Below are 12,606 nucleotides of genomic sequence, written 5' to 3'. Positions count from 1 at the left end.
AAGTTTAGTCTCCTTGCTTCATGTAGTTGGAAATATCTATGATAGTACCGCCGATACGGAGCGGGTCTTCATCGTGATCTTTCTCGAGGACTCTCCCCAAAAAATGGACAGGGATGAAACTTCCATCTTCACACTGATAAGAAGCGAACAGGTTGATACTCTTCTTCTTCCCCGAAAGCATTTTTTCAAAAGCTACTTTTATATCATTTGTCTTAAAATATCGGCTGACTTCGTTGAGCGTCGTAGGAAAATCTTCCTTTCCATAACCGCAGTTCTGTAAAAAGGAAGGGGAGACGTCGAAATGATCGGCACGGCCATTGAATTCCCACCATCCCATATTGCTGATTTCAAGGACCTGCTCAAATTTCTCCTTCGTTTCCATCACTTTTGACCGTTCCTTTTTCAAATTCGTGATTTCTACGAGTGTGACGATAATTCCGTTTACGGAGTTATATTCTGTCCGGTAAGGACGGATGCGGACGAACCAGTGCCTGCCTTTATTATCTTCTATCTCTTTTTCCTTCTTTATAAGAGAATCCAGCACTTCGTACACGTCATCCACAACTTCGGGGTACTCGGACATGACCGAAATATGGGATATTGGTCTGCCTATATCCTCATCACGTACGTTTGAAACCTCCTTCATAAGTGGGGTGATTCTTCTTATACAGAGCATTTCATCGAGATAGAGCGCTCCTATCTCTGTATTATTCAAAAGGTTGTTCAGGTCGTTATTGGCTTTTTTCAGTTCCTCGATTTTTTCCTGGTACTCGTTATTGACTGTATAGATTTCTTCATTCACGGATTGGAGTTCTTCGTTCGTGCTTTGCAATTCTTCATTGGAAGCGGTCAGTTCTTCGTTGGATGTCTGTAATTCTTCGTTGGATGTCTCCAGTTCTTCCACTGTTGCCTGCAGGCCCTCTCTGGCAAGCTGGAGTTCGGATTCCAGATATCGGACCCGCTCTTTCATTTGATCCGAGACATCCACTTCCTCACTATTTTTCACTTTCACCTCAGTAGCTTCAATAAAACTGATGAAGTAGAAGAATTGATACTTCATTTCGATGATGTGGCCGCTCAGGGAGAGAGAAGTCTCCTCTCCTGCTCCGTTCATAATATTATTCAACCGGACGTGAGTACGCTCTGCTTTCAGTCTGCGAAGGATATTGTTTACAAATAACGAAAGTTCCCGGGACATGTTGGTATTGAAATTATTTGAAAACTTGCCCGGCTGAGGTCGCAAATAATCCGACATGTCATTAATAACGTGAATAATCTGATCGTTACCGTCGATAATTATGGAAGGGGGAGAGATACTGGATACAGCTTTTTGTAATACATTTTCAAGATTTACGTTCTGGGCCACAGACTTTGCAGGCTGGGTGTTTTTCTCAATTTCCGGGCCTTTGTCACTGTACAGAGATATTCCCGAAGGATGGTCGGGCCGGTAATCCTCCCGAGGTTTGTAAATTTTCCATTTGTTATCTATGGACCGGTAAGCCTTCGTTAAATCTCCGAGAGTCTCACTGGTACCGAGGAATAAGTATCCATTTTTTAATAACGAGTAATAAAATTTATTCAAAATATACTGCTGTGTTTCGCTTTTAAGATAAATGAACAAATTTCTGCATACGAGAAGATCAAGCCGGGAAAAAGGAGGATCATTCACAAGGTTATGTTTCGCAAAAACGACCATTTTTCTTATGGAATTAGCTATGCGGTATCCTTCTTCTTCCTTTATAAAATATTTGGCTACAAGTTCAGGAGGGACATCCGACATCAGGCTCTCCGGGTAGACACCGTTACCGGCGGTTTCAAGTGCTTTGTCATCTATGTCTGTTGCGAAAATTTTCAGACCGGTCTGCAGATTGTTTTTTTCCATGTATTCACATAGAAGTATAGCAAGCGAATAAACTTCTTCGCCGGTGGAACACCCGGCGGACCAGATCCGGAGAGCCTCCTTGTTATAATCGAGTTTGGGGAGGACATTTTCGGTAAGACTGTCAAAAGCCTCTTTATCCCGGAAGAAACCGGTGACGCCTATAAACAATTCCTGTTGGAGTATATTTCTTTCCTTTTCCGAATTAGAGAGATGTTCCGCGTATTCTTCAAGTGTCTGCAGCCGGTTCAGCTTCACTCTTCTGTTAATCCTGCGGATCATCGTCGTCTCTTTATAGTTATCGAAATCTATTTTTGAGTGACTTCTCATAATTCTGTTTATCCGCGACAACATACTTTTTCCGTCGGAGGTTTGTAAAGACCTGTTAACGGGGTCTGCTGGATGAGTAACGTAATTGATTATCTCTTCAGCCATGTCATCCGGAGGGAGAATGTAGTCGATGAGACCGGTGGAAATCGCACTTCGTGGCATCCCGTCAAATTTGGCAGTAGTCTCGTCCTCCGCTATCACCATTCCGTCGGCATCTTTCAGGGCACGAACCCCGAGAGTACCATCGCTTCCGGTACCGGAGAGTATGACCCCGATGCTGTTTCTGCCCTGGTCTTCAGCCAGTGATTTAAAAAACAGGTCTATCGGAAGATTCAGGTGTTTTCGTTCGGTTTGTTCATTTAAATGGAGAGTGCCATGATAAATGGAGAGATTTTTACGGGGCGGGATAAGGTAGACGGAGTTCGGCTCCGTCGCCATCATGTCTTCGGCTACATGGATATTCATACTCGTATAGCGGCGTAAAAGGTCATCCATGTGGCTTTCGAAGTCGGGGGAAAGATGCTGGATGATAATGAAAGTAAGACCTGTATCGTTGGGCATGGTTTTGAAAAAGCGTTCGAGAGATTCGAGGCCTCCTGCGGAAGCACCGATGCCGATGTAATATTTTTCTTCAGTATGTGACATAATTTCACCTCTATCGATTTCTTATGCAGATAATAATAATTGTACATGAGAAATCTTTATATGATAATAAAAAATACTTCCGTAATGGTTTTCCTCAACAAAAAAAGTCTTTCTCTCCCTAAGGAAGAAAAAGACTTTCAGTAGTGGGCCGTGCTGGGATCGAACCAGCGACCTCTTGGTTGTCGACCAAGCGTTCTCCCGCTGAACTAACGGCCCGTGTTTTGAATATGTAAGTAAGACATGTAATAATATACTATGTGTACTCTATATATGTCAAACGTTTTTTAAATAAAGATTCGAAAGCTTAACTATGATAAAATAAAAGTAAAGGTTTGAAACTTCAACGTAAGGGTAAAATCTATGGATGATTAAACGATGCAGGGGTGTTCACGTGAAAAGGAAAGGCACATTCGAAGAACATACGATAAACAGTGAGTATTTAAAAGAAGAAATGAAACTGAAAGTATATTTACCGGAGAATTTTTCCGAACTGTACAAATATCAGTTCTGTATCATGCAGGATGGGGACGATTATTTTCAGATGGGAAGGGCAGCTACCCTGAGCGATGAACTTCATGAGTCCAAACAGATTTCTCCGACTATCTTTGTGGGGATCCATTATGAAGATAAATTCGACAGGCAGGATAAATACCATCCGGAAGGGAAAAGACAGCAGAATTATATAGATTTTATTGTAAACGAAGTTGTTCTTTTCCTGGATCAGACGTATCCGAGTCATTGTATGGCCAGCTGTCGTACACTGATCGGTGATTCCCTCGCAGGTTCTCTGGCTTTCATGATCGGATGCCGTTATCCTTATACTTTTTCCAACATTATAATGCAGAGCCCGTTCGTGAATGAGACGGTACTGGAAGAAGCTAAGAAAGCAAGCGACTTCACACCGCTGTCGATTTATCATACGATTGGTACTAAAGAGACAGAAGTAACTACCACAGAAGGCGAAGTAAAGGATTTTCTCAATCCGAACCGCGAACTGAATAAATACCTTGAAAGAAAACCGTTCGATTACACGTTCCACGAAATTGAAGGAGGGGACCACACATGGGGGTCCTGGCAGAAAGACTTCAAAAGGGGACTTGTTACTATAATCGGAAAATGAACAGGAGGGACGCAAGATGAAATATGGTATAGCTATTTTTCCGTCTAAAAAAGTCCAGGATGAGGCAAACTCTTACAGAAAAAGGTACGACTCTCATTATGCTCTCGTACCGCCTCACATCACTTTGAAATATCCTTTTGAATCGGACGATGAAGAAATCGAGAGAACCATTATCCCTGCGCTGGATGAGATTGCAAAAAAAACGAGGCCGATCGATATAGAAGTGAAGAAGGTAGGTTCCTTTAAGCCGGCAGCAAACGTGCTGTATTTAAAGATAGAGCCTAACGAAGATCTCCACAGACTGAGTGAAAAAATGCATGAAGGTGCTCTTGAAGGAGAAAGAGAACATACTTTTGTACCGCATATCACTATTGCACAGAGTCTGTCGGACGATGAATTCTCCGACATATATGAAAGTCTGCGGATGTCCAAGTTCGATCTTACCGACCGGTTAGACCGTTTTCAACTGCTCTACCAGCTCGATAACGAATCGTGGAGTGTGTATGAAACGTTCCGCCTGAAAGGGGAATAGAAATTATGGAAATAAAGACAGTATCTACAGAAGAGGAAAGAAAAGATGCCTACTCCGTACGGAGAAAAGTGTTTATTGAAGAGCAGAATGTTACAGAAGAAGAAGAGCATGATGGTCTTGATGAAGTGTCTGTGCATTTCGTTGGTTATGAAGACGATCAGCCCGTCGCAGCCGCACGTCTCCGCATAATGGATGACTACGGAAAACTTGAACGTATTTGTGTGCTCAAGGAACATCGTGGCTTGTCATTCGGGAAACAGATGATAGGTACGATGGAAGAGCGCGTCCAGAAAGAAGGAAGGGATAAGGCGAAGTTGAATGCTCAGACCCGGGCGGAAACTTTTTATGAAAGTCTCGGCTATCGTACGACTTCTGATGAGTTTATGGATGCCAATATTCCGCACGTAACGATGGAAAAAAGCTTCCGTTAATAAGACAATATAGCAAAAGAGAAAGCAGCAGGCGATTTATCCGCCGGCTGCTTTCTCTTTTTGTTTTTCGTTCTTTTGTTCTTGAGCCTGTCTTTCCCACTCATCCCACTGCTCGTCACTAGGCGGAGAGGTGCGCTTAATGAATAAAGCAAGAACCGTTGATACCGCCGAGAGAGCGGCAATGAGGAAGAAAGCGAAATTAACTCCAAAGATATCGGGCCTATCCATGGATGTGAGAGATGCTGCCACGTCTTTGGATGTTGTCATCAGAGTGACCAGAACGGCAGTACCCACGGAAGCGGCGATTTGTCTCATTGTGTTGCTCACTGCGGCTCCGTGAGGAATTAGTTTGTTGGGCAGTTCGTTCAAACCTGAAGTGGTGACGGGCATCATCACCATCGAGAAACCGAACATGCGGATAGCGTAGACGACCATCAGGTAAGTGAGAGTCGTTTCCGTATCAAGTACTCCCAAAAGAATTGTTCCGGTCGTCATGATCGAGAGACCTATCACTCCGAGCACACGTCCTCCGATCCGGTCAAAAATCCTTCCGGTAATAGGAGACATCAACCCGGAAATGAGAGCCCCCGGCAGAAGTACGAGACCGGATTCGAACGCAGTGAAACCACGCATGTTCTGCATGAAAAGCGGGATCAGTGTTTCAGAACCTATAAGCCCCATGAACGTAATGCCGGCGATAATGGTGGTCAGTCTGAATGTTTTCAGTTTGAATACCCGGAACTCAAGCATCGGATGAGTCATACTCAACTGTCTTCTGATAAAAGCGAAGAGAATGACGGACCCGGCTGCAAGGCCGAGGAGAGTGATAGGGCTTCCCCATCCATTGTTTCCGGCACTTGTAAATCCGTAAAGTAGGCCTCCGAAGCCGAACGTGGAAAGAAGTACGGAAGGAATATCGAGTTTCGGATTTTTTAGTTCCGTCACGTTCCTCAGTACGAAGAAAGCTACCAAAATCATAATAATGACAAGCGGGAAGATGAACCAGAACAGGTATCTCCATGTAAATTCTTCAGTCACCCACCCGGAAAGGGTAGGGCCGATGGCAGGGGCGAAGGAAATAACGAGTCCTATGTACCCCATGGCCGTTCCGCGTTTTTCCACCGGGAATATAAGCAGAAAGACCGTCTGCATCAGCGGGAGCATGATGCCGGCTCCGGCTGATTGAACTACGCGTGCCACGATTAAGCTTTGGAAGTTAAAAGCGATACCTCCAAGAAATGTCCCAACCAGAAAAATTGTCATAGCTGTCATAAACAGCTGTCTTGTTGTGAATTTTTCTATTAAAAATGCGGTAATCGGAATCATTATTCCGTTTACGAGCATAAAGACGGTGGTCAGCCACTGGGCGGAGTTGGCCGATACATTCATTTCTTCCATAATTGGAGGAATGGCCGTGATCATGAGTGTCTGGTTAAGGATCGTAATGAAAGATCCTGATATGAGCAATGCTGCAACCAGAACTCTGTTGTAGTTCTGTTCCACCATTTATAACCCTCCTTTAGTTTGCATAGACTAATGGAATATTATACTCCCACGCTCCGGCGGTGACAACAATTTCAAACCCGTACTCAGTAAATGAGTGAAAACAGGGACATACGACTGTTTTATAAAAAATTACCAGAAACACAAAAAAATGTTTACCTGCGGGAACTGTGGGCATTTTTAACGATTAAGCATAGACAACAGTGTGAATAAATTTTACTATGAATTTAAGATATATGAAGCGAATCTATTTTGAAGTCGTCGAGGGGTGAGTGTTTGGAACTGAACAACAATACCAGGCTGTTAGTGTTGTTACGTATCCTTTTTGAAGAGACGGACGAAAATAACGAACTGAGCATTACGGAAATGAGCAGTAAGTTACAGGAGTTTTTCGGGGTAGATAGAGAATTCGATGCGAGAACCCTGAAAAGTGACATGAACGTGCTGGAAGAGATCGGTTATGAAATTATAAAAAACAGGGGGAAATTCGGCAAAGTATATTACAGTTTTCAGGACAGATTGTTTGAAACGTATCAGCTTCGATTGTTGAATGATGCCATTTTGTCGGCCCGTTTCATTAATGAGGAAGAAAAAAAGAAACTTATTAAAAAGCTGGGCAAATTAACGAGTAGACATATTGCTGCGACCCTCCCGGACCCTCTTATATTTTCACAGATGACAGCGAACGATTACGATCAGGTGAAAATCAATATAGATCATGTGCACCGGGCTATTTCCGAGCAGCGGGTCGTCTGCTTCAAGTATGGTAAATACAACATGAATAAAACGTTCGAATATCATAGGAACGGAGACGAGTACGAAGTGAAGCCGTATGCCCTTATCTGGCAGAACGACTTCTACTATTTGATCGGCTGGTTCCGTAAAACAGAAGAGATGCGTCACTACCGTCTGGATCGTATAAGAAACATCCGTATCGCCGATGAGACGTTTGAAAAAGGTGACTTCGATGTTCAGGAGTACGTTAATCAAAGTTTTCATATGTTCTCCGGAGAAAATATGAAAGTCGAAATAAAATTCCATCAGTCCCTTTTGAATGTAGTGCTCGACAGATTTGGTCTTGAAGTATCGGTGAAACAGGTGGACGAAGAGTATTTTCTCCTGTCCACAGAAGGAAAGATGAGTACGGGACTAGTCACCTGGGTGCTTCAGTGGGGGCACAAGGCCCGGGTTATATCTCCACGCACCCTTAAACAGGAAGTGGAGAAAGAGATTGAGAAAATGAGACGTCTTTATGAAGAATGAAGTTCTGGACCCTACTCTTTTCAATAGCTGGTCAAGTACCTTGCAGTGTAACGAAACAAAGCTGACAATGGGCATTGAAGAAATACGAAAATAAAAGATTTTTTTGAAACGAATCGATTGTAAAAAGGGCCCTGCTCTGGTATGTTGGAAGTAATTCAATACCACATCTTATTTCAAATAATGTTTGAAGTAAGGGTAGAGGTGCAATAACCATTAGTAGATGCAGGGAGAAGCGGAGGCTTCGTTGAATCGCATCGAAAGGGGACATTGCCGAAGTGGCAGAAACCTCATGATTCTGACCGCTGGTTCTGGTATTTAAAAGATGCAGAACTGTCATATAGGAGACTATATGGAGGGCTATCTTACGGAGAAACGATATACATGTTTCTACGGCAACAGCGGCCCTGATCTCCGTTGTTGCTTTTTATTATGGTCCTCCGCACCTAAATCTAAAAATCTTAAAAAGGGTGTGTAACAATGAATTTTGGACAATTATTGACGGCCATGGTGACGCCTTTTGACGACCAGGAGGACATCGATTATAACCGGACGAGAAATCTCGTGGAGCATTTGATCCTCCACGGTTCGGAGGGACTTGTCGTAGCCGGAACGACCGGAGAGTCCCCGACTTTGACGGCTGAGGAGAAAGTGGAGCTTTGCCGCTTTGTAGTGGAAGTAGCAGACGGAAGAGTGCCGGTCATCGCAGGTACCGGTTCCAACAATACGAAAGCCTCTGTAGAACTGACAAAACGGATAGAAGCAGTGGGAGTGGACGGTATTATGCTCGTAGCTCCTTACTATAGCAAACCTTCTCAGGAAGGCCTGTATCGTCACTTTTCTCAAGTTGCTGCAGCAACCCCGCTCCCGGTCATGTTATACAATATTCCCGGACGGAGTGTCGTGAACATTGAACCCGATACGATTATCAGGCTTGCTGAAATCAAGAACATTGTTTCTGTAAAAGAAGCTAGCGGTGATCTGGATGCTGCCACGCGTATCATCAGCCAGACACCTCAGGACTTTTCCGTTTACACCGGAGAAGACAGCCTGACGTTACCTATGTTATCCGTAGGGGGCGCCGGAGTCATTTCCGTGTCTTCCCATGTTATCGGTGACGAAATGATAGATATGATAGACAGTTACAAGCGTGGGGATGTGAAGACGGCGGCTACTCTGCACGGTTACATTCTGCCTATGATGAAACTTATTTTTGCCCAGCCGAGTCCTTCACCTGTGAAGGAAGCCCTGAATTACATGGGCGTTTCCGTAGGGAGCGTACGTCTTCCTATGATTCCTTTGGACGACGCCGAATGTTCAGCACTGCATAATATGATAGATATTTATCAGCAAAAGAAAGTAGCAAGCATTTAAGCTGTATAAAGACCGGGACAGCACGGATAATGGGAAGACAGGAACCGGTTAATTCATTGAAATGATTTTCTGTAGAACAACACGGAGACTGCTGCGGGCCGTGCCCGCAGGATGCGAAGTGTTGTTCTTTTTTATTTATACGTCGAACCCCCTCCTGGAACCGGACAGCATCGTCCGGCTTCCTGGGGGATAGTTTTTGTCTGGACTCATTGTATACCTGTATTTAAGACCAGATTCTGAATTAATCCATTCGCTGGGTGTTCGTTTTATGGAAAAATGTTATAATGATAACTGCCGGCCTTGGCCCGGCAAACAAAAAGGAGGGATAGTCATTATTAAACAGGTTACCGCTCTATTACTTACTTTTTTATTTATTTTTACAGGAACTTTTGCAGTAGCGGCAGACAGTCACTCCACGAAGCAGGTGGACGCTTCCTCTCTGTACTTGAGGGAAGCGCCGGGGAGCGAGTCCGAAGTGCTGGGAGCGCTCTCTCGGGGTACGGAAGTAACAGTGCAGGAAGAGAAATACGGCTGGGCGAATGTTGATTATAATGGACAAAGTGGCTGGGTAGCGGGTCATTATCTTGTATCAGCAGGAAATTCCGCTTCCTCCGGACAGACAGCTTCAGGAGACATAATCGTCCAGGCTGATACCGTTCACCTTCGACAAGGGCCGGGCACAGAGACTCCAATCGTCGGGTTCGCCGGACAGGGGGACACGTATCAGAAATTAGAAGAACAAAATGGATGGGTAAAAGTTCAACTTGGTAACGGCTCTGAGGCGTGGATTGCAGGATTTTTGACAAGTTCCGGCAGGGCCACTGCTGTTAAAGCGTCCCATTCCGCTTCCCCCTCTGAAGATGTTTCTTCTTTAAAGAATTCCACGATCGTTGTAGATGCCGGCCACGGTGGGTACGAACCCGGAGCGATAGGCAGAGATGGAACGCTTGAGAAAAATTTAACCCTTCAGACCGCACAGACGGTGGCAGGGGCACTCAGGTATGCCGGAGCGGAGGTAATTATGACACGAACCTCCGACCGATACGTTTCGCTTTTCGAACGCACCGGATCTTCCGCCCGTCACAATGCAGACGCTTTCGTAAGTCTTCACTACAATTCTCACAAATACGAAAGTGCAAGAGGGATAAGCTCTTATTACTACGGGTCTCCGTCTCTCGCTGCCTCCATACAGAACCGTCTCACAGCACGCACAAGTTATCAGGATGATGGCACACTTCATGGAAATTTCCAGGTGCTTCGTGGTAACAAGGCTCCTGCTGCATTGCTGGAACTCGGCTATATTTCCAATGGTTACGAACTGGATCTTGCAAAGACGAGGGACCACCAGAATCAGGTAGCTCAGGCAGTAACAGAAGGATTGCGCAATTATTTATCAAAATAACATCAGGACTTACATAACAGATTTTGAAGACATACGAAACCCCGGATTCTCTGAATCCGGGGTTTTTGATTTATACTAATTCGCGATCAAAGAAACGATGTGCGGCTACGGCTTTAATGAAGTCTTCTCCAAAGGACTCGAGATCATCTGAAGTGATGACTCCCGGCTGTCCGCTCATGCCCGCTTCTTCGAGCCAGTCTTTACCGTCGTGAGTCGCTCCGACAGGCTTGAAGTGCATGTAAGCTTCTTTCGTGAAGTACTTCGCCTTCATTTTGTAAGATTCACTGAGGTCAGGGCCGCCTACAACGTACACAGCATCGAAAAGTACGGAATCTCCGGTAAGGAATGTATGATCCGCCTCTACCGTGTACCCATTATCAGCTTTGATTTTACCGAGTTTGGTACTGAATATTTCAGCATCCGCACCGGCTTTATCGATACCGTCAAGGACTCCCTGAACTTCTTCACCGTTGAAGCCTTCTGCAAGCAGCACGGCAATTTTACGGGTTTCAGGTGACTGTACCGTATTCGCCATGCTCAGAGCCGGAGAAGTTTTTGTTATATTTTCCGCCTGATTTTGTGGTGCTGCCAGTCCGAGATTATCTGCTACGTAGGAAGCAAGATCTCCGCTTATATTGGAAAGCATATCCACAACCTGTTCGCGGACGGCTGTCTGCTGACATTTACCAAGTTCAAAGCTTATAGCATCTTTAATATGACCTTTCTCGTGTTCACTCATACTGTTCCAGAACATGATGGCCTGAGAGAAGTGGTCTTTGAAGCTTTCGCTCCGTGCGCGTACTTTCTCACCTTCCACTTTTTCCTGATAATGTTCGAATCCGCCTTCCTCCGGAGGAACAGTACGCGGATGGTTATCCGCCAACGAGTTATTGTGGTAACTCGACTGACCGCGGTTAATCGTCATTCGGTGCATACCGTCGCGCTGGTTGTTATGGAAAGGGCAGACGGGGCGGTTGATCGGAATTTCGTGGAAATTGGGCCCTCCGAGACGTGTCAGCTGAGTGTCTGTATAAGAGAACAGACGTCCCTGTAACAGCGGGTCATTGGAAAAGTCGATTCCAGGTACGACGTGGCCCGGGTGGAAAGCGACCTGTTCGTTCTCGGCAAACACGTTGTCCACGTTCCGGTTCAGCGTCAGCTTACCTACCCGTTTGACCGGAACTTCTTCTTCGGGCCACACTTTCGTAGGATCCAGAACATCAAAATCGAAAGAATGCTCATCTCCTTCATCGATTATCTGAAGTCCCAGTTCGAATTCGACGAAATCTCCATTTTCAATTGCTTCGTAAAGATCGGCACGATGGAAATCCGGGTTTTTACCATTCACTTTTTGTGCCTCGTCCCATACGAGGGAGTGTACGCCGAGTTTCGGCTTCCAGTGGAACTTCACCAGATGACCTTTTCCTTCTTTATTTACCAGTCGGAAAGTGTTTACACCGAAACCTTCCATCATCCGGAAGCTTCTCGGAATGGACCGGGGACTCATCGCCCACAAAATCATGTGTGCCGATTCCTGGTTATTCGCAATGAAATCCCAGAATGTGTCATGGGCACTTGCTGCCTGAGGGATGCCGTTATGCGGTTCGGGTTTTAGCGCGTGGACGAGATCCGGAAATTTAATGGCGTCCTGAATGAAAAATACCGGTATGTTGTTACCTACAAGGTCAAAGTTGCCTTCTTCTGTATAGAACTTTGTTGCAAACCCACGCACGTCACGTGCCAGTTCTGCTGACCCTTTAGAGCCTGCAACCGTGGAGAAGCGGGTGAAGGTAGGGGTCTTTTTGCTTGTATCCGTCAAAAAATCAGCAGTTGTGTATTGTTCCAGAGACTCATAGAGCTCAAACTCTCCGTGGGCGGAATAGCCTCTGGCATGTACGGCTCTTTCCGGAATACGTTCATGGTCAAAGTGCGTTATTTTTTCTCTGAAATGGAAATCCTCCATTAAAGTAGGCCCACGTTCTCCCGCTTTCAGGGAAAATTCGTCTTCAGAGAGTTTCGTTCCATGGTTCGTGGTCATCTCTTTATCGCGATCATCAGCTGTAAAACGTTCCAGTTGTTCCTGTTTTCTGCTTTTTTTATCGCTCACACGAATCCTCCTTATCATTATGT

9 protein-coding genes, 1 tRNA gene and 1 riboswitch are annotated in these 12,606 nt (G+C 45.1%); of the genes, 6 read left to right on the top strand and 4 right to left on the bottom strand.

What is annotated here, in order from left to right:
• Positions 1-4: 4 nt before the first annotated feature.
• Positions 5-2,854 (bottom strand): CheR family methyltransferase, encoded by a 2,850-nt coding sequence (locus BLU03_RS02630; protein ID WP_093105396.1) that lies wholly within the window; start codon positions 2,852-2,854, stop codon positions 5-7.
• A 144-nt stretch (positions 2,855-2,998) separates the two neighbouring features.
• Positions 2,999-3,070, bottom strand: a tRNA-Val gene (locus BLU03_RS02625).
• A 175-nt stretch (positions 3,071-3,245) separates the two neighbouring features.
• Between BLU03_RS02625 and BLU03_RS02620 the strand changes: the two genes are divergently transcribed.
• From BLU03_RS02620 to BLU03_RS02610, 3 genes are read left to right on the top strand one after another with little or no spacing between them, the layout of a single operon-like run.
• Positions 3,246-3,974 (top strand): alpha/beta hydrolase, encoded by a 729-nt coding sequence (locus BLU03_RS02620; RefSeq protein ID WP_008590025.1) that lies wholly within the window; start codon positions 3,246-3,248, stop codon positions 3,972-3,974.
• Between the two features lie 16 nt (positions 3,975-3,990).
• Positions 3,991-4,506: a YjcG family protein gene (locus tag BLU03_RS02615; protein WP_093105391.1), complete on the top strand. Its 516-nt coding sequence runs from the start codon at positions 3,991-3,993 to the stop codon at positions 4,504-4,506.
• 5 nt (positions 4,507-4,511) lie between these two features.
• Positions 4,512-4,937: a GNAT family N-acetyltransferase gene (locus BLU03_RS02610; RefSeq protein ID WP_040609351.1), complete on the top strand. Its 426-nt coding sequence runs from the start codon at positions 4,512-4,514 to the stop codon at positions 4,935-4,937.
• A 36-nt stretch (positions 4,938-4,973) separates the two neighbouring features.
• Here the strand turns inward: BLU03_RS02610 and BLU03_RS02605 are convergent, their stop codons facing one another.
• Positions 4,974-6,443 carry an MDR family MFS transporter gene (locus tag BLU03_RS02605; RefSeq protein ID WP_076569194.1) on the bottom strand — a complete coding sequence of 490 codons (1,470 nt, stop codon included), beginning with the start codon at positions 6,441-6,443 and terminating at the stop codon, positions 4,974-4,976.
• Between the two features lie 273 nt (positions 6,444-6,716).
• Between BLU03_RS02605 and BLU03_RS02600 the strand changes: the two genes are divergently transcribed.
• The 3 genes from BLU03_RS02600 (at position 6,717) to BLU03_RS02590 (ending at position 10,476) form a co-directional block, all read left to right on the top strand.
• A complete protein-coding gene (locus BLU03_RS02600) occupies positions 6,717-7,703 on the top strand; it encodes a helix-turn-helix transcriptional regulator (protein WP_076569196.1) in 987 nt (328 codons plus the stop codon).
• Positions 7,704-7,891: 188 nt separating this feature from the next.
• Positions 7,892-8,071: riboswitch (Lysine riboswitch) on the top strand.
• Between the two features lie 109 nt (positions 8,072-8,180).
• Complete coding sequence (gene dapA / locus BLU03_RS02595) at positions 8,181-9,074, top strand: 4-hydroxy-tetrahydrodipicolinate synthase (protein ID WP_093105388.1); 894 nt, start codon at positions 8,181-8,183, stop codon at positions 9,072-9,074.
• 268 nt (positions 9,075-9,342) lie between these two features.
• Complete coding sequence (locus tag BLU03_RS02590) at positions 9,343-10,476, top strand: N-acetylmuramoyl-L-alanine amidase (protein ID WP_093105383.1); 1,134 nt, start codon at positions 9,343-9,345, stop codon at positions 10,474-10,476.
• 70 nt (positions 10,477-10,546) lie between these two features.
• Here the strand turns inward: BLU03_RS02590 and BLU03_RS02585 are convergent, their stop codons facing one another.
• On the bottom strand, positions 10,547-12,601 hold the full coding sequence (locus BLU03_RS02585) for a catalase (RefSeq protein ID WP_040609349.1): 2,055 nt from the start codon (positions 12,599-12,601) through the stop codon (positions 10,547-10,549).
• Between the last annotated feature and the right edge of the window lie 5 nt (positions 12,602-12,606).

The sequence above is a fragment of the Salimicrobium album genome (genome assembly GCF_900107115.1).
Lineage (GTDB): Bacteria > Bacillota > Bacilli > Bacillales > Halobacillaceae > Salimicrobium > Salimicrobium album.
Note: the sequence above shows the minus strand (reverse complement) of the source record. Positions and strands in the feature narration are given on the sequence as shown.

Bases quoted from the DNA above. Each gene is read 5' to 3' on its own strand.
- BLU03_RS02630 (WP_093105396.1), bottom strand. From the start codon at position 2,854: ATGTCACATACTGAAGAAAAATATTACATCGGCATCGGTGCTTCCGCA.
- BLU03_RS02615 (WP_093105391.1), top strand. From the start codon at position 3,991: ATGAAATATGGTATAGCTATTTTTCCGTCTAAAAAAGTCCAGGATGAG.
- BLU03_RS02610 (WP_040609351.1), top strand. From the start codon at position 4,512: ATGGAAATAAAGACAGTATCTACAGAAGAGGAAAGAAAAGATGCCTAC.
- BLU03_RS02605 (WP_076569194.1), bottom strand. From the start codon at position 6,443: ATGGTGGAACAGAACTACAACAGAGTTCTGGTTGCAGCATTGCTCATA.
- dapA (WP_093105388.1), top strand. From the start codon at position 8,181: ATGAATTTTGGACAATTATTGACGGCCATGGTGACGCCTTTTGACGAC.
- BLU03_RS02590 (WP_093105383.1), top strand. From the start codon at position 9,343: ATGGAAAAATGTTATAATGATAACTGCCGGCCTTGGCCCGGCAAACAA.
- BLU03_RS02585 (WP_040609349.1), bottom strand. From the start codon at position 12,601: ATGATAAGGAGGATTCGTGTGAGCGATAAAAAAAGCAGAAAACAGGAA.